This is a genomic window from Streptomyces sp. NPDC101219 (assembly GCF_044767675.1).
Classification (GTDB): Bacteria; Actinomycetota; Actinomycetes; order Streptomycetales; family Streptomycetaceae; genus Streptomyces.
In genome coordinates this window covers 180,898-200,328 of record NZ_JBIWOK010000003.1, presented here as the reverse complement: position 1 = coordinate 200,328, position 19,431 = coordinate 180,898, and the positions used below count along the sequence as shown (strand labels likewise).

Genomic DNA, 19,431 nt, shown 5'->3' with positions numbered 1-19,431 from the left:
GCGGGTCGCGGCACGCGGTGCGGACGCGGTGCGGACGCGGTGCGGACGCGGTGCGGACGCGGTGAGCATGGCAGGGGGACGGACGCTTATCAAGCATGCGTGCATGCTTTTTTTTGTTCCGGGTCGTTCCTGCCCATGTCACGAGCCGCCGAGCGCCGCGCCCCTCAGGCCGTGCGCCAGACGGTCAGGTCCACCCTGAGGAAGCCGAGCTTCGGAATCGCGGTCGACTTCGTCTCCACGACGAGCAGCCCCACGTTGCCGTCCTGGTCCCGCACGCAGATCTCGGTGCCCGCCGCGATGGCGGCCGTCGGGACGCGACGGGTTTTCGTGTTCGCGGTCATGAGGTCGCACATGTCGTGGGTGCCGTCACCGGGATCGCCGTAGACCCGGGTGAACACCACGGTGTCGCTCTCCAGTTCGCAGCTGACGGCGGAACAGCTGAACCGGATGTCCTCCTTACGGTTGTCGTACACCGTGCCGTCGTCGTAGCGCAGGGAGTCGTCGGGGGTCAGCATCAGGCCGCTGTAGCCGTGCGCCCGCGGCTTCCCGTCCGCGTCGGCTCCGGCCCCGGTGTCCCGCCCGGCCGACGCGTCCGCGTCCGCTCCGGTCCCGGACTTGTCCGTGTCCACGTCCGCGTCCGTGCCCTCTCCCGTGCCCTTCCCCGCGCCACCGGACCCCGCCGTCCGGTCCGCGTCCGGTCCGGGTGTGCCGGATGCGGAGGCGGCCGTGTCGCGGCCGCGTTCACCGCCTCCCCGGCCGAGGTCGCCCACCGCGTCCAGGACCGTCCAGGCCGCCGCGACCACCAGCCCGACGGCGGCGACTGAGGCCGCTCCGTACAGCCCCAGGGGCCGCCGTCGGCTCCGCCGGTCCTGAGGGGTGGACGGCGGCCGGGGCGCGGCGAAGGGCCCGTACGGGGCCCCGTACGGGTGCCCGTGGGGACCGGCGGGCGGGTACGGGGCCGCACCGGCCACGGCCCCCGCGGGCACCGGCACCGTGTGCACGGCGGTCGGCGTCGCCGCCGGTTCCGGGTGCGCGACCGGCGGCGGCACCGTCACCTGCGGCCCGGCGATCTCCCGCCAGACGTCCGCCCCGGCCCCGGCATCGGCGTCCCGTCCCAGCTCCTCGCGGCAGAACGCGACGACCTCCGCCGGGGTGGGTCTCTCCTCCGGGGCCTCCACCAGGCACCGGGCGAGCAGCCCGCGCAGCCGGTCGGGCAGTTCGGACAGGTCGGGGGCGGAGTGCACGATCCGGTACAGCACGCTCACCCCCGGCCCGTCGCCGTACAGCGGTCGGCCCAGCGCCGCGAAGGCGGCCGTCTGGGCGAGCGCGAAGACGTCCGTGGCGGCCGACACCTCGCCGCCGGACGCCTGCTCGGGGGCCATGAAATGGGGCGTGCCGATGGTGGCGCCGGTGGCGGTGTGGGCGGTGGCGTCGACGGCGCGGGCGATGCCGAAGTCGATGACCCGCGGCCCGTCGGAGGCCAGCAGGACGTTGGACGGCTTGAGGTCCCGGTGCACGATGCCGGCCCCGTGGATGGCCTGCAACGCCTCGGCGATCCCCGCCGTCAGCCACAGCACCGCCGTCTCGGACAGCGGCCCGCGCCGGGCGACGGCCTCGGTGAGGGAGGGGCCCGGCACGTACAGCGTGGCCAGCCAGGGCGGTACGGCCTCCGGGTCGGCGTCGATCAGTTCGGCGGTGTAGGCGCCCTTCACCGTCCGCGCCGCCCCGACCTCCCGGGCGAAGCGCCGCCGGAAGGTGGGGTCGTCGGCCAGTTCCGGCCGCACGACCTTGACGGCCACCGGCCGGCCCCCGTGCGTGTGCGCGAGGTACACCCGCCCCATGCCGCCCGCGCCCAGCCGTGCCGCCAGCCGGTACTCCCCCACGGTGCGCGGATCGTCGTCCTGCAGCGGCTGGAACGCCTCGGCAGTGTCCGTCATCGGTTCCCTCCCCGTTGTCCCGATGAGTCGATCAGCAGCCTAAGTGCTCGACATCGCCACGGGCCGGGGCGGGGACGACGGGCTCGGGCGCCCGCTACGGGGCGTCCGCGCGCACCTTCGCCCGGCGCGGCCCCACCTGCGTACGCACGGCGCCCATGCTCGCCGCGATGACCAGGGAGATGGCGGCGGCTTCAGTCAGGCTGAGGGCCTGGCTGAGGACGAGGAAGCCCGCCATGGCCGCGATCGCGGGCTCCAGGCTCATCAGGATGGCGAACGTGGAGGCGGGCAGCCGGCGCAGGGCCAGGAGTTCCAGCGTGTACGGCAGCACGGAGGACAGCACGGCGACCGCCGCGCCCAGCGCGAACGTCGTCGGCTCGATCAGCTTGGCGCCGGACTCGGCGATGCCCAGCGGCAGGAACAGCAGCGCCGCCACGCCCATGGCGAGGGCGAGCCCGTCGGCCTGGGGGAAGCGGCGGCCCGTACGGGCGCTGAAGACGATGTACGCGGCCCACATGACGCCCGCCGCCAGCGCGAACGCCACACCCAGCGGATCGAGGTGGTCGAAGCCCCCGCCGCCCAGCAGGAAGACCCCCGCGAGGGCGAGGGCGGCCCAGAGGAAATTGATCGCGCGCCGGGACGCCAGCACGGACAGGGCCAGCGGGCCGAGGACCTCCAGGGTGACCGCCGTACCCAGCGGGATGCGCGCCACGGACTGGTAGAACAGGCCGTTCATCGCCGCCATGGCGATGCCGAAGACGATCACCGTGGTCCAGTCGGCGCGCGAGTGCCCGCGCAGCCGCGGCCGGCACACCACGAGCAGGACGACCGCGGCCACCAGCAGCCGCAGCGACACCACCCCGAGCGCCCCGGCCCGCGGCATCAGCGTCACCGCGAGGGCGCCGCCGAACTGGACGGAGATCCCCCCGGCGAGGACCAGACCGACCGGCCCCAGCGAACCCCGCCCGCTCGGCGCGCCCGCCGGGGCGGACGGGCCGGCGCCCGGCACGGGGGCGGCGGCCGGAGTGGACGGGGTGGCGGGGCTGGGCGTGGTCACGAGACCTTCCTGGGGACGTGGTGCGGGGAGCGGAACTCCTGGGGCATCGTGCATCCGAATGCATCAACCAGTCCAGGGTAATGTCCTGCGGACAGGACCGTGGAGCCAGTACGTACCTGACGATGAGGCTCGGCGGGCGGCCTGGTCAACCCCGTCCGCCATACGGACCACACGGCACGCCCCGGCCCGTGGCCATACCCGCACGGCCGGGCGGGTACGGTTCCCAGCGGTGATCCCCCGTCCGCTCCCCCACCGCACCCCCCGAGGTCCCGTGCGACGACTTCTCACCCGTGTCTGGCGACTCCTGCGCCCCGTCCAGAGCCGCATCATGTGGCTGCTGCACGCCAAGTTCGTCGTGGGCGTGACCGGCGTGGTGCGCGACGACGAGGGGCGGGTGCTGCTGCTCCGGCACCGGATGTGGCCGCCGGGCCGCCAGTGGGGGCTGCCGAGCGGCTTCGCCCGCAAGGGCGAGGACTTCCGGCGGACCGTCGTCCGCGAGGTCAAGGAGGAGACCGGCCTCGACGTCGAGGCCGGCCACCTCGTCATGCTGAACAGCGGCCTGCGCACCCGCCTGGAGGTGGCCTACGAGGCCCGCCTGATCGGCGGCGAGCTGCGCCTCGACCCGTTCGAGATCCTGGAGGCCCGCTGGTGCCAACCCGACGACCTCCCCGAGGAGGTCCAGCCGGTGTGCCACCCCCTGGTCCGGGGCGAGACAACGCCGTAGGCGTACGGGACCTTCAGGCGGTGGCTGCGGAGCCGCCGCCGGCCGCCTCGGGCCGCTCTGCGACGAAGGAGCCGAGGCCGACCTCGGCACGGATCAGCCCTTCCGCCTTGAGATGGGCGAGCACCTTCTGCGCGGTCGACGCCGCGATGCCGAACTCGGCCGACAGCTCGACCACGGAGGGCACCCGAGCACCTACGGGGTAGGTCCCGTCCGCGATGCGCGCCACGACGACCGCGGCGACCTGCCGCCATACCGGACGGGTGCGATCGAGTTCGATGCTCATGCGGTGGACGCTAGAACTCCGCGGTATACCGCGCGACCGCAGTACACTGCGGTAGACCGCAGTGTCCATGGAACCGGAGCCGCCGCCATGACCGATCCCCTCCCCGGGCGTGAACCCCGCCTGCTCCCCTGGTCCGGGGCGGGTGGCAAGCCCTGCTACCTGATCACGGACGACCCCGACGGGCCGGTCTCCCGGCTCGCCGACACCACGGAGTCCGTCCAGCTCGGTATGGGGGCCGACGCCCTCGCCCACGCCCTCGCGCTGATCCCCGACGCGCTGCCCGGCGAACTGCGGCACCTGGCCGAGTGTTTGACCGTGGCCCTCGCGGACGCGCTGCGGGTGGCGGAGAGCCGGGGCCGACGGCTGCGACGGCTCGTCTGAGCGCCGTCCGGACACGCGCACCCCCGGTGCTCACGCCCCGTCGTCCAACGCCCCGCCGTCCGACACCCCGTCGTCCAACGCCTCGGCCAGCGCCTCCGCGAGGTGACGGCCGCGCACGCCCGCGAGCTGGTCGAGCTGGGTGCGGCAGGAGTAGCCGTCGGCCAGGACCACCGCGTCGTCGGGGGCGTCCCGGACGGCGGGGAGCAGCTGTTCCTCCGCGCAGGCCGTGGAGACGTCGTAGTGGCCCTTCTCGAAGCCGAAGTTGCCGGCCAGGCCGCAGCAGCCGCCGGACAGTTCGCCGGTGAGGCCGGCCGCGTCCCGCAGGCGGCGGTCGGGTGCGTCGCCGAGGACCGCGTGCTGGTGGCAGTGGGTCTGGCCGGTGACGGGGCGGTCCAGGGCGGGCGGGGCCCAGCCGGGGGCGTACTCCTGAAGCGTCTCCGCGAAGGTGCGGACCCGGGCGGCGAGCCGGGCGGCCCGGGGGTCGTCGTGGAGGAGTTCGGGGGCGTCCGTCCGCAGGGCCGCCGCGCAGCTCGGCTCCAGGACGACCAGCGGGGCGTCGGTGGCGAGGACCGGTTCCAGCAGGTCCAGGGTGCGCCGCAGCACCGTACGGGCGCGGTCGAGCTGCCCGGTGGAGATGTAGGTCAGGCCGCAGCAGACCCGCCCGCGGCGGACCGCCAGCAGCGACAGGGCGGAGCGTGAGCGGACGTCCCCCACCGGGCGGCGGCCGGGGCGCAGGGTCGGGGGCAGGACCACGTGCAGGCCCGCCGCCTCCAGCACCCGCACGGCGGCGCGGCCCACGGACGGCGACAGATGCTCCGTGAACGTGTCCGGCCACAGGACCACCGTCGTGCCGGCCGTGTCGGGCGTCCCGGCGGTGTCGGGCGTCCCGGCCTCGTCGGGCGTCCCTGCCGTGTCGGGCGTCCCGGCCGCGTCGCGCCCCCGCCGCTCCCGCCACCAGCGGGTGAACGTCCGGTCCGCGACCCGGGGGATGTCCCGCTCCCCGGCGATCCCGCCGAGCCGTTTCGCCAGCCGCGCGAGCGGGCCCACCGAGGCGAGGGCGTTGACCAGGGTCGCCGACCTCGTCCGCGCCACCCAGCCGAGCCACTCCGGCAGCCGGCCCAGGGCGTAATGGGCGGCCGGACGGCGCCGGCCGGCGTAGTGGTGGTGGAGGAACTCCGCCTTGTAGGTGGCCATGTCGACGCCCACCGGGCAGTCCGAGCGGCAGCCCTTGCAGGACAGGCACAGGTCGAGGGCGTCCCGCACCTCCGTCGACCGCCACCCGTCGGTCACCAGCTCACCGGCGAGCATCTCGTGCAGCAGCCGGGCGCGCCCGCGCGTGGAGTGCTCCTCCTCGCCGGTCGCCCGGAAGGACGGGCACATCACGGCCGGCCCGGAAGCCGCCGTCGTACGGCACTTGGCGACCCCCACGCACCGGCGGACCGCGGCCGAGAAGTCGCCGCCGTCGGCGGGATAGCCGAACGCCACGTCCACCGGCTCGCGCGGCAGCACGGCGAACCGCAGATCCGCGTCCAGGGGCGCGGGGCGCACCAGCATGCCCGGGTTGAGGAGCCCGTCGGGGTCCCAGAGGCCCTTGACCCGCTCGAAGAGGGCGACCGTCTCCGCGCCGTACATCCGCGGCAGCAGCTCGGCCCGCGCCTGCCCGTCCCCGTGCTCCCCCGACAGCGAGCCGCCGTGCGCGACGACCAGGTCGGCCAGCTCCTCGGAGAAGCGGCGGAAGCGGGCGACTCCCGGCCCGGTCAGCAGGTCGAAGTCGATACGGACGTGGATGCAGCCGTCCCCGAAGTGCCCGTAGGGGGCGCCGCGCAGGCCGTGGGCGGTGAGCAGCCCCCGGAATTCCCGCAGGTAGGCGCCGAGACGGGCGGGCGGCACCGCGCAGTCCTCCCAGCCGGGCCACGCCTCCGTGCCGTCCGGCATCCGGGTCGCGGTGCCGCTGGCGTCCTCGCGGATCCGCCACAGGGTGCGCTGCCGGGCCGGGTCGGTGACGACGACCGCGTCCACGGCGTCGGCCGCGCGGACCACCGACTGGGCCCGCGCCCTGGCCTCCGCGCCGGTCTCCCCGCCGGTCTCCACGAACAGCCAGGCTCCCCCGCGCGGCAGGTCCACCGCCGACGGCACCAGGTCCGCCGCCATGCCCTCCACGGTCAGCGGACCGCACGGCAGCAGTCCCGCCGCGGCCTCGGCGGCAGCACTCTCGTCGGCGTACCCGAGGACCGCGAGGGCGCGGGCGCTCGGCGACGGGACGAGGTCCACCACCGCCTCCGTGAGGATGCCCAGCGTGCCCTCGGAACCGCAGAACGAGCGGGCGACGTCGGCGCCGTTCTCGGGCAGCAGGGCGTCGAGGGCGTAACCGGAGATGCGGCGGGGCAGGTCGGGGAATCCCGTGCGCAGCCGGGCCAGCTCGGCCTGGACCAGCTCCCGCAGGCCCGCCGGGGCGCCCGCCCAGTCCCGCCCCGGGTCCAGCCGGGCCCCGCGCGCGGTGGCGACCGACAACTCGCGGACGTTGTCCGCGGTGGTGCCCCAGGCCACCGAGTGGGAGCCGCAGGAGTTGTTGCCGATCATGCCGCCGAGCGTGCAGCGGCCGTGGGTGGACGGGTCGGGGCCGAAGCGCAGGCCGTGCGGGGCGGCGGCCTCCTGGAGCCGGTCCAGGACGAGACCGGGCTGGACGACGGCCGTGCGGGCGCGCGGGTCGAGGGCGAGCAGGCGGTTCATGTGCCGGGTGAAGTCCAGGACCACCCCGGTACCGGTCGCCTGCCCCGCGATCGACGTGCCGCCGCCGCGCGCCACCACCGGGACACCGTGCTCCCGGCAGACCTCCAGCGCGGCCACCACGTCGTCGGCGTCCCGGGGCGCGACCACACCCAGCGGCACCCGGCGGTAGTTGGAAGCGTCCATGGTCGTCAGCGCCCGCGCGGTCGTGCCGAAGTCCACCTCGCCCGCCACCGCCGACCGCAGCGCGGCCCGCAGCTCCTCCCGGCCCTCCCGGCCGTTCTGGTGGTCCCTCCGCTCCCGGTCCTTCCGCGGCGCCGACGCCCGCCGGGGCGCCGCGCCCGCTCCGCCGGCCGCGCCCGTTCCGCTCGTGCCGTCCGTTCCGTCGTTCCCGCCCGTCGTGCCCGTCATGTTCTCAGCATGCCCCGGCCGGGCGGCGCGGCCCACGACCCCCGGCCCACTGACTCCGGCCCCCGAACCCCGAACCCGAACCCGGACCGGGACCCGGATCCGAGCCGGGACCCGGATCCGAGCCGGGCCCGCCCCCGGGAGGGCCTCCGGTACGGCGGGATGCGGCCGATGCGGGCCCCCGATGTGACCGGAGCCGCCCGGCCCCGGCCCGGATCGTGTGGGAGCCCGGCCACATCCCGAGAACTGGAAGGGATACTTCCCAAAGCGATCACGAACTCCCATATAGTGACCGCGAGTTGCGTGCGTCCCACCGCTCTCGTACGAAACGCGACCCCAAAACGACAGTGATGGCCACACGGGTCACGGCAGACACGGTGGCCCCGGCCCACGCACCAGCGGACCAGCCCGAGGACCCGACCGAGGACCTGATTGATGACCTCCCCCCTGCTCCCCGGCGACCGCCCCACCCCGCGTGCTCTGCTGCCCGTCCCCCTGCTCACCCTGGTGCTCGGCGCCGTGGGGGCCGTCGCGGCCGTCATGCTGGGACCGGAGCCGGCCCGGGGCGCCGTCGGATGGACCGCGATCGTCGCCGCCCTGCTGCTGTGCGCGGCCGTGACGGTGGCCACCCACGCCGTCCTGACGGCACGCGCGGCCCGCGGACGCCTGGAGGCCGTCACCCAGGACGTCGGCCGGCTGCTCCAGGAACGCGCCCGGACCGCCGAGGACGTCCGCCGCCAGCACGAGCGGCTCACCGGCGAACTCAACCGCGAGCGCGCCCGGTTGACGGCCGAACTCGACCAGGAGCGAGCCCACCTCGCCGAGGCCCTGACCGCCGAACGCGAACGCCTCACCGGTGAGCACGCCGCCCAGACCGCCCAGTCGGCCCTCCAGCACGCCGAGGAGAAGGCGCACCTCACCGAGGCCCACACCGCCGAGCTCGAACGGCTCACCGGTGAGCACGCCGAGAAGCTGCGCCTCATCACCGAGGAACACGCCGCCCACACCGCCCGGTTGACCCGCGACCACGACGAGGAGCGGACTCGGCTGGCCGAGCTGCGGACCCGTGCCGAGGAGGAGTCCGACCGGCTCCGCGAGGAGAACACCCGGCTCGCGAAGAAGCTGCGCGACGCCAACAGCGCCCGGGCCGCCGCCGTGTCCGCCACCGCCAACACCGCAGGCAGGATGCAGGCGTTGGCCACCGGCATGCTCGCGGACCTGCGCGCCATGGAGGAGAAGCACCAGGACGAGGAGGTGCTCGCCGACCTGCTGCACCTCGACCACCGCACCGCCCAGGCGGGCCGCCTCGCCGACTCCGTCGCCGTCCTGACCGGCGCCCGCTCCGGCCGCCGCTGGGCCCGGCCCATCGGCATGGAGTCGATCCTGCGCGGCGCCATGGGCCGCATCAGCGGCTACCAGCGGATCCGCGTCCACTCCACCAGCGACACCGCCGTCGCCGGGCACGCCGCCGAGGGCGTCATGCACGCACTCGCCGAACTCCTGGACAACGCCGCCAACTTCTCGCCGCCGACCGCCGAGGTCCACGTCTACGTGGAGGAGGTGCCGGCCGGGGTCATCGTGTCCGTCGAGGACAGCGGCCTCGTCATGGGCGAGGCCCAGCTGCGCCGCGCCGAACGCGCGGTCTCCGGCGAGTCGGCCGACCTCGGCGGCCTGACCGGTACCCGGCTGGGCCTCGCCGTGGTGGGCCGGCTGGCCCGGCGGTACGGCCTGCGGGTCTCGTACCGCCCGTCGGCCCGCGGCGGCACCGGCGTGCTGATGCTCGTCCCGCAGGACATCCTCGTACCGCCGGAGGCCGCGGCAACCGCACCGCCCGCCGCCGTCACCACGTCCCCCGCGCCCGCCACGACGCGCACCCCGTCGCACGCCCCGTCGGACGCGCCGGAACCGGCCCTCCCGTCCCGTGCCGCCACCGGCCGCGAGCCGGAGGAGCGCCACGGCACCGCCGCCCCGGCCGCCGCCGACGGCACCCGGAACGGCACCGTCCGGCCGGCGCCGCGCACCACCCCGTCCACCCCCGCGGAACCCACCGCCGCGCCCTCCTACGCGGCGTCCCGCGCCGGGGCCGCCGACCTGGACCCCGACCCCCTGCCCGCCCACGGCACCCCGGCCCCGGACCCTGTCCGCGCCTCGGCCTCCGACCCCGCCGCGGACGGTGCCACGACGGGCGACCGGACGGCCCCGGACGCCGACGCGCCCGCGCCGCTGACGCTGCCGCGCCGCCGCCGCGGACGCACCCTCGCCGAGGCCGAGCGCACCCGGCACGACACCGTGCCCGCGCCGCGCCCCGCGCCCACCGCCGACGAGACACGCGCCCGCACGGCCCGCTTCAACACCTTCCGCCGGGCCGTACGCGCCACCGCCGCCGACGAGGCACCCCAGGCACCGGCCGCCGGCACCGGTACGGGGACGGGGACGGTAACCGGTACGGCCCCCGCTGCCACCGACGCCCCGACGCAGCCCACCGGCGCCCCGGCCCTGGCCACCCCCGCGCCCACCACCGCCCCGGCCGCCGACACCCCGGACGCCACCGGCACGGCGGACACCCCGGACACCGCGCACGCGGCGGACACGTCCCCCCTCGCGGACCGCGCAGCCACCCCGGACACCGCCGAGATCCCGGAGCCCACGGCCCCGGACCCGACGCACACCCCGGACGCCACGGCCGCCCCGGACTCCGCCACCCCCGGCCCCGGCCCCGGCCCCGACCACAACGCCGACCCGGCCGCCGACGCCGCCCCGGCCACCGTCACCACCGACGCCGACCCGGCCACCGTCACCACCCACGCGGACGCGACCTACACCCCAGCCTCCCCACCCACCCCCTCCACCCCCGACACCGCAGCAGCAACCCCCCATACCCCGGAAGGCGACACGACCACATGACCGGCACGACGACCGCCGACGACAAGCTCACCTGGCTGATCGAGGGCCTGCTGGAGCGCACGCCGGGTGCGCGGCACGCGCTCGTGCTGTCCCGTGACGGCCTGAAGCTGTGCCGCACTCCGGAGCTCTCCGCCGACCAGGCCGACCAGCTCGCCGCCATCGCCGCAGGCATCCAGTCGCTGTCCCACGGCGCCTCCGTCGAGTTCGGCGACGGCAGCGGCGGCGTGCGCTCGGCGATGACCGAGTTCTACGGCGGCGTGCTGTTCATCGTCGAGGCGGGTGAGGGCGCGCACCTGGCCGTGGTCACCGCGGAGGACGCGGACGCCGGACTCGTCGGGCACAACATGAGCGAGCTCGTGGAGCAGATCGGCGAGCACCTGACCGCCCAGCCGCGCACCTCATGAGCAGGCCGGGCAGGGACGACGCACCGGACCGGCTCTACACCCTCACCCAGGGACGCAGCCGGTCCGGCCCCGACAACCCCTTCGACCTGGTGACCCTCGTCGTCGCCGAATGCGACCCCGTGCCCGGCATGCAGTCCGAGCACGCGGCGATCCTGCGCATGACCGACCGCCCCACGGCGGTCGTGGAGATCGCCGCCGAACTGAAACTGCCGGTGAGCATCACCCGCATCCTGCTGTCCGACCTGCTCGCGGCCGGCCGGGTCAGTGCCCGGCACCCGCGCAGGACCGCCGTTCCCGACCCCGACATCCTGGAGCAGGTGCTCGTTGGACTCCGCAACCTCTGACCCGCGCCCCCCGGCCGAGACGCGCACCCCGCTGGGCTCGACGGCCGACAACGGCCTCAAGATCGTGGTCGTGGGCGGCTTCGGCGCCGGAAAGACCACCATGGTCCGCTCGGTGAGCGAGATCCGTCCCCTCAACACCGAGGAGACGATGACCCGGGCGGGTGAGGCCGTCGACGACATCAGCGGGGTGCGCGGCAAGACCGCCACCACCGTCGCCTTCGACTTCGGCCGCATCACGCTCGACGCGCGCAACGTGCTGTACCTGTTCGGCGCGCCCGGCCAGGAACGCTTCTGGTTCCTGTGGGACCGGCTGTTCTCCGGCACGCTGGGCGCGGTCGTCCTCGTCGACACCCGGCGCATCGACGACTCCTGGTACGCCATCGACCGGCTGGAGAAGCACGGCACGCCGTTCATCGTGGCCTGCAACGACTTCGGCGGGCCCACCTTCACGCCCCAGCAGATCCGCGAGGCGCTCGACCTCGACCCGCACGTGCCGCTGGTCAACTGCGACGCGCGGTCCCGGGAGTCCAGCAAGATCGTGCTGATCACGCTGGTGGAACACATCCGGGCCCACTACGCCGACCCCGCCCGAGCCTCCCGTCAGGAGCTGGTGTGAGCCCCGCCCCCCATCCCGATTCCGATCCCGGTCCCGTCCGCTTCAGCGGCCCCCTGCTCCAGGACGACCCGGCCCGGGTGTACCGGGAGCTGCGGCGCGCCCACGGCAGCGTCGTACCCGTCCTCCTCGACGGCGACGTACCGGCCTGGCTGGTGCTGGGCTACCGGGAACTGCACCAGATCACCGGCGACCCGGTGCTGTTCAGCCGCGACTCCGACCTGTGGAGCCAGTGGGTGAACATCCCCGACGACTGGCCGCTGCTGCCGATGATCGGCCGCAAGCAGCCGTCGATCCTCTACACCGTCGGGGAGCGGCACCGGCAGCGGGCCGGGATGATGGTGGCCGCCCTGGAGGCCGTCGACCCGTTCGAACTGCGCAGGCACGCCGAGAAGTTCGCCGACGAACTGATCGACGGCATCTGCTCCGAGGGCCGTGCGGACATCGTCGCCGAGTACGCGATGCTGCTCCCGGTGCGGGTCCTGACCCGCCTCTACGGCTTCACCGACGACCAGGGCCCCGCACTGGTCACCGCCCTCAACGACATGATCGACGGGCGGGAACGGGCCATCGCCGGGCAGACCCACCTGTTCACGTCGATGACCGAACTGGTGGCCCTGCGCAGGGAACAGCCCGCCGACGATGTGGTGACCCGGATGCTCGCCGACACCTCCGGGTTCACCGACGAGGAGATCGTCCAGGACCTCATGGTGATGATGGCGGCCGGGCACCAGCCCACCGCCGACTGGATCGGCAACTCGCTCCACCTGATGCTGACCGACACCCGGTTCGCCGCCTCCCTGTTCGGCGGCCGCAACAGCATCGCCGAAGCGATGAACGAGGTGCTGTGGGAGGACACCCCCACGCAGAACGTGGCCGGGCGCTGGGCCTCCCGCGACACCCAGCTGGGCGGGCGCCGCATCCGCGCCGGGGACCTGCTGCTGCTCGGCCTCCAGGGCGCCAACGCCGACCCGCAGGTGCGGACCGACGGCTCCGCCCTGACCGGAGGCAACGGCGCGCACTTCTCCTTCGGCCACGGTGAACACCGCTGCCCCTTCCCGGCGCAGGAGATCGCCGAGGTGATCGCGCGCACCGGCATCGAGGTCGTCCTCGACCGGCTGCCGGACATCGACCTCGCGGTGCCGGCCGCGTCGCTCTCCCGCCGCCCGTCGCCCTGGCTGCGCGGGCTGTCGGAACTTCCGGTCACCTTCACTCCCACCCCCGCCCTTGGAGGAACGCCCGCATGACGGCCGCCACGGACCCCACCGCACCGGACCCGACCGCACCGCGCCCCACCGCCCCGCACCCGGCGGCGGGCACGGACCGCATCCACCTCGATCCCTTCGTCTCCGACCTGGACGGGGAGAGCGCCGCGCTGCGGGCGGCCGGGCCGCTGGCCGCGGTGACGCTGCCGGGCGGCGTGGACGTGTGGGCGGTCACCCACCACGCCGAGGCGAAGAAGCTGCTGACCGACCCGCGGCTGGTGAAGGACATCAACGTGTGGGGCGCCTGGCAGCGCGGCGAGATAGCCCCCGACTGGCCCCTGATCGGCCTGGCCAACCCGCCCCGCTCCATGCTGACCGTGGACGGCGCCGACCACCGCCGGCTGCGCACGCTCGTCGCGCAGGCGCTCACGCCCCGCCGGGTCGAGCACATGCGGGAACGCATCACCGAGCTGACGGACTCGCTGCTCGACCGGGTGGCCGCCGAGCCGGGCGACACCGTCGACCTGAAGGCGCTGTTCGCGTACCCGCTGCCGATGTACGTCATCGCCGACCTGATGGGGCTCGCGGAGGAACGGCTGCCGCGGCTGGGGGAGTTGTTCGAGAAGTTCTTCTCCACCCAGACCCCGCCCGAGGAGGTCGTCGCCACGCTCACCGAGCTGGCCGCGATCATGGCGGAGACGGTCGCGCACAAGCGTGAGAACCCGGGCGACGACCTGACGTCCGCGCTGATCCTGGCGTCGGAGAACGGCGACCGGCTCACCGACGAAGAGATCGTCTCCACGCTCCAGCTGATGGTCGCCGCCGGACACGAGACGACGATCTCCCTGATCGTCAACGCGGTGGTCAACCTCTCCACCCACCCCGAGCAGCGCGAGCTGGTGCTGTCCGGGAAGGCCGAGTGGCCGGCGGTGATCGAGGAGACGCTGCGCTGGTCCACGCCCACCTCGCACGTCCTCATCCGGTTCGCCACCGAGGACGTGCCCGTCGGCGACAAGGTGCTGCCCGCCGGGGACGCGCTGATCGTGTCGTACGCGGCGATCGGCCGCGACGAGCAGGCGCACGGGCCGACGGCCGGTGAGTTCGACATCACCCGGGAGACCGCAGGCCGGCACATCTCCTTCGGCCACGGCCCGCACGTCTGCCCGGGCGCCGCCCTGTCCCGGCTGGAGGCCGGTGTGGCGCTCCCGGCGCTCTACGCCCGCTTCCCCGGCCTCGACCTGGCCGTTCCGGCCGCCGAGCTGCGCAACAAGCCGGTCGTCACGCAGAACGACCTGTACGAGCTGCCCGTGCGCCTCGGCACCTGACGCCCGGGACGGCCGGTGGCCCGCACGGTCCACCGGCCGTCTCAGCGGACGGACGAAACGCGCCGCGCCCCTCCGTCAGCCGCTAGGCTCCCCTTTCGTGGCTGAGATCCAGATTCCCGCTGACATCAAGCCCGCCGACGGACGTTTCGGCGCGGGTCCCTCCAAGGTGCGGACGGAGGCGCTGGACGCACTGGCCGCGACCGGCACGTCCCTGCTCGGCACCTCCCACCGCCAGGCCCCGGTGAAGAACCTGGTCGGCAGCGTGCGCGAGGGCATCCGCGAGCTGTTCCAGCTCCCCGAGGGCTACGAGGTCGTCCTCGGCAACGGCGGCTCCACCGCCTTCTGGGACATCGCGACCCACGGCCTGATCGAGAACAGGTCGCAGCACCTCACCTTCGGCGAGTTCAGCTCCAAGTTCGCCAAGGCGGCCAAGCAGGCCCCCTGGCTCGCCGACCCGGACGTCATCGCCGCCGACCCCGGCACCCACCCCGAGGCGGCCGCCGCCGCCGGTGTCGACGTCTACGCCTTCACCCACAACGAGACCTCCACCGGCGTCGCCATGCCGATCAAGCGGCCGGCCGGTGCCGACGAGGGCGCGCTCGTCCTGGTCGACGCCACCTCCGGCGCGGGCGGCCTGCCCGTCGACATCGCCGAGACCGACGTCTACTACTTCGCCCCGCAGAAGTCCTTCGCCTCCGACGGCGGCCTGTGGATCGGCGTGTTCTCCCCGGCCGCCATCGAGCGCGCCGAGCGGATCCACGCGAGCGGCCGCCACATCCCGGAGTTCTTCTCCCTGCCCACGGCGATCGACAACTCCCGCAAGAACCAGACGTACAACACCCCGGCCCTGGCCACCCTGTTCCTGCTGAACCAGCAGCTGGAGTGGCTCAACGGCCAGGGCGGCCTGGACTGGGCGGTCCGCCGCACCGCCACCTCGGCCCGCACCCTGTACGGCTGGGCCGAGGACATCAAGTACGCGAACCCGTTCGTCACCGACCCGGCCAAGCGCTCCCAGGTCATCGGCACGATCGACTTCACCGACGAGGTCGACGCCGCCGCCGTCGCCAAGGTGCTGCGCGCCAACGGCATCGTCGACACCGAGCCCTACCGCAAGCTGGGCCGCAACCAGCTCCGGGTGGCGATGTTCCCGGCGATCGACCCGTCCGACGTCGAGGCGCTCACCAAGTGCGTCGACCACGTCATCGAGAAGCTGTAACCGCACCACCGCCACGAGGGGCGCCCGGCCTACCGGCCGGGCGCCCCTCGTGGTCTCACCGGCTGAGCCGCTGGAACCTCCCCACCGCCAAGGGCAGGAAAACCGCCGTCAGCACCAGCGGCCACACCCCCGCCATGAGCAGCGCGTGCTGCTCGATCCAGGAGTCGCCGACGGCGGCCGGCGCGCCGAGCAGCTCGCGGACCGCGACGGCCGTAAACGAGATCGGGTTCCAGGCGGCCACCAGGCCCAGCCAGTCGGGCATCAGCTGCGGCGCGACGAAGACGCTGGAGATCATCGTGAGCGGGAACGCCACCGCGAACAGGCCGCCCGCGGCCTCCGGGTTGGGCACCAGCAGCCCCAGCCAGACCCCGAGCCAGATCAGCGCGAACCGCAGCCACAGCAGCAGGCCGAAGGCCACCGGGAAGCCCCAGCCGACGTCCGGGCGCCACCCCATGGCCAGCGCGGTCAGCATCATGATGGCCAACTCGGCGCAGGCGACGGCGATGTCAGTGACGCCCCGCCCGGCGACCACCGCGGACGGGGCCATCGGCATCGAGCGGAACCGGTCGATCACGCCCTTGGTGGAGTCGTACACCATGACGGTCGCCGTGTTGATGAACCCGAACGCCATCGTCATGACGAACATCCCGGGCATCAGGAAGTCGGTGTAGTTCCCCCCGCCCGGCACCTTCATGGCGCTGCCGAAGACATAGCCGTAGAGCAGCACCGACATGATCGGAAAGCCAAGCTGCCAGGCGATGTTGGCGGGCTGGCGCGTGTAGTGGGTGAGTCCGCGGCGGACCACGTTCCAGCAGTCGGCGACGGCCCAGTACGCAGGGCCGTGCCCGGCCGGCCGGACCGTGTGCGGGGCGCTCATGCCGCCTCCCCCTGGTCGTCGGCGTCCGCCCGATGGCCCGTCAGGCGCAGGAACACGTCGTCGAGGCTGGGCCTGCGCAGCCCGAGGTCCTCGACCCGCACGCCCTCGTCCTGCAGGCTGCGGGCCACCGTGGTGAGGGCCCCCACCCGGTCGGTGACCGGCGCGTGGACGCGTGCCCCGACCGGGTCCGTCTCCGGTTCCCCGTCGGCGACCCGGGCGACGATCTTCACCACCAGGGGCAGGTCGGCCCGTTCGGCGGCCACGACCTCCACGCGGTCGCCGCCGATCTGGTTCTTCAGGCCGTCCGGGGTGTCGTCGGCGATGGCCCTCCCCCGGTCGATGACCGTGACGCGGGAGGCCAGCCGGTCGGCCTCCTCCAGATACTGCGTGGTCAGCAGCACGGTCGTGCCGCCCTCGACCAGCGTCCGTACCGAATCCCAGACCTCTCCCCGGCTGCGGGGGTCGAGCCCGGTGGTCGGCTCATCCAGGAACATCACCGCCGGGGCGAGGATCATGGAGGCGGCGAGGTCGAGGCGGCGCCGCATGCCGCCGCTGTAGTCGCCGACCCCGGTGTCGGCCGCGTCGGTCAGCTCGAACTGCTCCAGCAGTTCGGCCGCCCGTGCCCGGGCGCCGGTCCCGCCCAGATGGAACAGCCGGCCGAACATCTCCAGGTTCTGCCGCCCCGTGAGCACCTCGTCCACCGCCGCGTACTGCCCGGCGAGCCCGATCCGCGCCCGCACCTCGCGGGGCCGCCGCGCGACATCGAGGCCGGCGACCGTGGCGCGTCCGCCGTCCAGCCGGATCAGTGTGGACAGGATGCGCACGGCGGTGGTCTTGCCCGCCCCGTTCGGACCGAGCAGTCCGTGCACGGTGCCGGTGCGGACGGTCAGATCGAAGCCGTCGAGGGCGCGCTTGTCGCCGTAGCGCTTCTCCAGGGCCCGTGCGCGCACCGCGTGTTCGTCGTCGTTCATGGTCCCCCTTCCGAAAACCGAGTACACCGTACCCGATAGCGCGTACACCGTACCCGGTTTTCTCGGCGGACCTAGACTGCTTCCCATGACGAGCAGTGCGGGCGACACCCGCAGCAGCGGGGGCGGTGACCTGGCCCGGACCCTGGACCTGCTGTGGAACACCGACCGGCGGCCGAGCCGGGGACCGAAACCGGGCCTGACGCTGGAGCGGATCGTCGACGCGGCCGTCGAGGTCGCGGACCGGGACGGACTCGACGCCCTGTCGATGCGCCGCATCGCCACCGAACTGGGCACCGGCACGATGACCCTGTACCGCTACGTCCCCGGCAAGGCGGAACTGCTCGACCTGATGCTGGACCGCGTGCAGCGCCCCGAGGACGACGCCGCGCCCGGCCCCGGGCGCGCCCCCTCCGCCTCCCCCGACGCCCCCGCGTCACCGGGCGACGGCGGCTGGCGGGCGGCTCTGGAGGAACACGCCCGCGCCACCCTCGCCCGGTACCACCGCCACCCGTGGCTGCTGGGCGTCAACCAGTCCCGCCCGGTCCTCGGCCCCCACGCGCTGGACGGCCTGGAGCGGGTGCTCGCCCGGATCAGGCCCATGGGACTGTCCGATCCCGAACTGCTGTCGGTCATCATCATGATCGACGGCTACGTCGTCGGCGCCGCCCGCACGGACCTGTTCTGGCAGGAGACGGAACGCACCTCGGGACTGACCGAGTCCCAGTTCTGGGAGGCCCAGCGGCCGACCCTGGAAAAGGCCATGAGCACCGGGCGCTACCCGGTGATGGCGGCCCTCTCCGAGGACACCTTCGGCCCCGACTTCGACCACTTCGGCTTCGGATTGCGGCGCATCCTCGACGGCCTGGAGGTCCACGTCGCCCGCCGGGCGGAAACGGCCTGACCGGACGCGGCACCCCGGACCACCGCACGGCCGTGCCGCGCCCGCCGTCAGCCCCGGCGGCGCCGTCCCCGTGCGAACAGCAGCGCGGCGATCACGGCCACGGCCGCTCCGCCGATCATGACGCCGTCGTCGAGTCCGTCGCCCCCCGCGCCGCCGTCGTCCCCGGCCCGCGCCCCGTCGCCGTCGCCGGAGGCGCCCTCCGCGCCCTTCGCCCCGGGCGCCTCGCGCGCCTCGACCGGGCTCTCGGCGCCCTCCGTGCCGTACAGCAGCCGGGTGCCGTCCGCCGAGAAGGTGACGGACTCCCCCTGGCCCTGGAGGGGCACGCTCAGCCGGCCCTTGCGCTGCGGCTTCCCGTCGTTCCAGGCGTAGTGGATGCCGCCCAGGTAGCCGCGCACGGCGAGGTGCTCGCCGTCCGGGGAGAGCGCGGCGTCGGTGGCCCACAGGTCGATCGGGACGGTCCGCCGGAAGACGTTGGTGCCCGACGCGGACAGCTCGGCGGGCCCCTCGTACAGGTGCCCGCCCTCCTCGTTCTTGTCGATGAGGTAGACGCGCCCCGTCTTCGGGTGCACGACCATCGACTCGGCGTCCCGCGCGCCGTCGGAGTACGTCACCACGTACTGCGTGGCCCGCACGGTCTGGTCCTTCAGCTCCTTCGGCTCGGGCAGCTCGTAGATCCACACGTGCGGCCAGGACCCGCCGAGGTTGTCGCCGATGTCGCCGACGAAGATCCGGTTGCCGGGGCCGATGGAGATCGCCTCCACGTCGCGGGGCGCGCCGATGCCGGACAGCGTGACCCGGGCGACGGTCTCCCCGCTCGCGCTGTCGACGGCGTACAGGTAGGGACCGTCGTCGCTGTCGTTGTGCGTCCAGTAGATGCCGGGGTGCTGCCGGGAGGCGGCGAGACCGCTGGACTCGGTGATCCGCGGGTCCTTGATCGTGAACCCTTCGTCGCCCGCGCTCCGCGTCCGCGGGCCCTCCCCCTCGGCTGCGGAGGCGGGCGCGGCGAGCGCGCCCGTGAGGAGGGCGGCGGCGAGCAGGGCGAAGGGTCGGCGCATGCCCCAAGCCTGCCATCAGGCAGGGCAGTTCAGCGCCGGTGGGGATCACCCGGACGCGTGGCCGGTCTCACACCCCGTCGGCGGGGGTGATCCACGATGATG

Annotated in this window: 17 protein-coding genes; 10 read left to right on the top strand and 7 right to left on the bottom strand. The window is 74.3% G+C overall.

Features of this window, described 5'->3' with window-relative positions:
- Positions 1-164: 164 nt before the first annotated feature.
- Together ACIRPP_RS07085 and ACIRPP_RS07080 are read right to left on the bottom strand one after the other, a co-directional pair.
- Positions 165-1,937, bottom strand: a complete 1,773-nt coding sequence (locus tag ACIRPP_RS07085; protein ID WP_403638660.1) for a serine/threonine-protein kinase — start codon at positions 1,935-1,937, stop codon at positions 165-167.
- A gap of 94 nt (positions 1,938-2,031) precedes the next feature.
- Positions 2,032-2,991 (bottom strand): EamA family transporter, encoded by a 960-nt coding sequence (locus tag ACIRPP_RS07080; protein ID WP_403638658.1) that lies wholly within the window; start codon positions 2,989-2,991, stop codon positions 2,032-2,034.
- A gap of 271 nt (positions 2,992-3,262) precedes the next feature.
- On the opposite strand from ACIRPP_RS07080, the gene ACIRPP_RS07075 reads away from it, so the two are divergent.
- Entirely contained in the window at positions 3,263-3,715 is a 453-nt protein-coding gene (locus tag ACIRPP_RS07075; RefSeq protein WP_403638656.1) for an NUDIX hydrolase, read from the top strand.
- Positions 3,716-3,728: 13 nt separating this feature from the next.
- On the opposite strand, the gene ACIRPP_RS07070 is transcribed toward ACIRPP_RS07075, so the two are convergent.
- On the bottom strand, positions 3,729-3,998 hold the full coding sequence (locus ACIRPP_RS07070) for a GntR family transcriptional regulator (protein WP_403638654.1): 270 nt from the start codon (positions 3,996-3,998) through the stop codon (positions 3,729-3,731).
- 87 nt (positions 3,999-4,085) lie between these two features.
- Here ACIRPP_RS07070 and ACIRPP_RS07065 point away from each other — a divergent pair, with 87 nt between their 5' ends.
- The gene (locus ACIRPP_RS07065) at positions 4,086-4,379 is read left to right on the top strand and encodes a hypothetical protein (protein WP_403638652.1); all 294 of its coding nucleotides are present in this window, start codon (positions 4,086-4,088) and stop codon (positions 4,377-4,379) included.
- Positions 4,380-4,409: 30 nt separating this feature from the next.
- On the opposite strand, the gene ACIRPP_RS07060 is transcribed toward ACIRPP_RS07065, so the two are convergent.
- Positions 4,410-7,517: an FAD-binding and (Fe-S)-binding domain-containing protein gene (locus ACIRPP_RS07060; protein WP_403638650.1), complete on the bottom strand. Its 3,108-nt coding sequence runs from the start codon at positions 7,515-7,517 to the stop codon at positions 4,410-4,412.
- A gap of 432 nt (positions 7,518-7,949) precedes the next feature.
- Here ACIRPP_RS07060 and ACIRPP_RS07055 point away from each other — a divergent pair, with 432 nt between their 5' ends.
- The 7 genes from ACIRPP_RS07055 (at position 7,950) to serC (ending at position 15,525) form a co-directional block, all read left to right on the top strand.
- Positions 7,950-10,418: an ATP-binding protein gene (locus ACIRPP_RS07055; protein ID WP_403638648.1), complete on the top strand. Its 2,469-nt coding sequence runs from the start codon at positions 7,950-7,952 to the stop codon at positions 10,416-10,418.
- Entirely contained in the window at positions 10,415-10,822 is a 408-nt protein-coding gene (locus tag ACIRPP_RS07050; protein ID WP_164332398.1) for a roadblock/LC7 domain-containing protein, read from the top strand. The genes ACIRPP_RS07055 and ACIRPP_RS07050 overlap by 4 nt, the downstream gene beginning before the upstream one ends.
- A complete protein-coding gene (locus tag ACIRPP_RS07045) occupies positions 10,819-11,166 on the top strand; it encodes a DUF742 domain-containing protein (RefSeq protein ID WP_164350805.1) in 348 nt (115 codons plus the stop codon). Before ACIRPP_RS07050 ends, ACIRPP_RS07045 begins: the two co-directional genes overlap by 4 nt.
- Positions 11,147-11,782: an ATP/GTP-binding protein gene (locus ACIRPP_RS07040; RefSeq protein WP_164350803.1), complete on the top strand. Its 636-nt coding sequence runs from the start codon at positions 11,147-11,149 to the stop codon at positions 11,780-11,782. Before ACIRPP_RS07045 ends, ACIRPP_RS07040 begins: the two co-directional genes overlap by 20 nt.
- Positions 11,779-13,026 (top strand): cytochrome P450, encoded by a 1,248-nt coding sequence (locus ACIRPP_RS07035; protein ID WP_403638645.1) that lies wholly within the window; start codon positions 11,779-11,781, stop codon positions 13,024-13,026. The genes ACIRPP_RS07040 and ACIRPP_RS07035 overlap by 4 nt, the downstream gene beginning before the upstream one ends.
- Positions 13,023-14,309 carry a cytochrome P450 gene (locus ACIRPP_RS07030; RefSeq protein ID WP_403638643.1) on the top strand — a complete coding sequence of 429 codons (1,287 nt, stop codon included), beginning with the start codon at positions 13,023-13,025 and terminating at the stop codon, positions 14,307-14,309. The genes ACIRPP_RS07035 and ACIRPP_RS07030 overlap by 4 nt, the downstream gene beginning before the upstream one ends.
- A gap of 97 nt (positions 14,310-14,406) precedes the next feature.
- Positions 14,407-15,525, top strand: coding sequence for a phosphoserine transaminase (gene serC / locus ACIRPP_RS07025; RefSeq protein ID WP_403638641.1), 1,119 nt, complete (start codon positions 14,407-14,409; stop codon positions 15,523-15,525).
- Positions 15,526-15,580: 55 nt separating this feature from the next.
- Here the strand turns inward: serC and ACIRPP_RS07020 are convergent, their stop codons facing one another.
- Together ACIRPP_RS07020 and ACIRPP_RS07015 are read right to left on the bottom strand one after the other, a co-directional pair.
- Positions 15,581-16,402, bottom strand: a complete 822-nt coding sequence (locus ACIRPP_RS07020; protein WP_403638639.1) for an ABC transporter permease — start codon at positions 16,400-16,402, stop codon at positions 15,581-15,583.
- Positions 16,399-17,373 (bottom strand): ATP-binding cassette domain-containing protein, encoded by a 975-nt coding sequence (locus ACIRPP_RS07015; RefSeq protein ID WP_403638637.1) that lies wholly within the window; start codon positions 17,371-17,373, stop codon positions 16,399-16,401. Before ACIRPP_RS07015 ends, ACIRPP_RS07020 begins: the two co-directional genes overlap by 4 nt.
- 85 nt (positions 17,374-17,458) lie before the next feature.
- Between ACIRPP_RS07015 and ACIRPP_RS07010 the strand changes: the two genes are divergently transcribed.
- Positions 17,459-18,274 carry a TetR/AcrR family transcriptional regulator gene (locus ACIRPP_RS07010; RefSeq protein ID WP_403638635.1) on the top strand — a complete coding sequence of 272 codons (816 nt, stop codon included), beginning with the start codon at positions 17,459-17,461 and terminating at the stop codon, positions 18,272-18,274.
- A 47-nt stretch (positions 18,275-18,321) separates the two neighbouring features.
- Here the strand turns inward: ACIRPP_RS07010 and ACIRPP_RS07005 are convergent, their stop codons facing one another.
- Entirely contained in the window at positions 18,322-19,329 is a 1,008-nt protein-coding gene (locus ACIRPP_RS07005; RefSeq protein ID WP_403638633.1) for a WD40 repeat domain-containing protein, read from the bottom strand.
- Between the last annotated feature and the right edge of the window lie 102 nt (positions 19,330-19,431).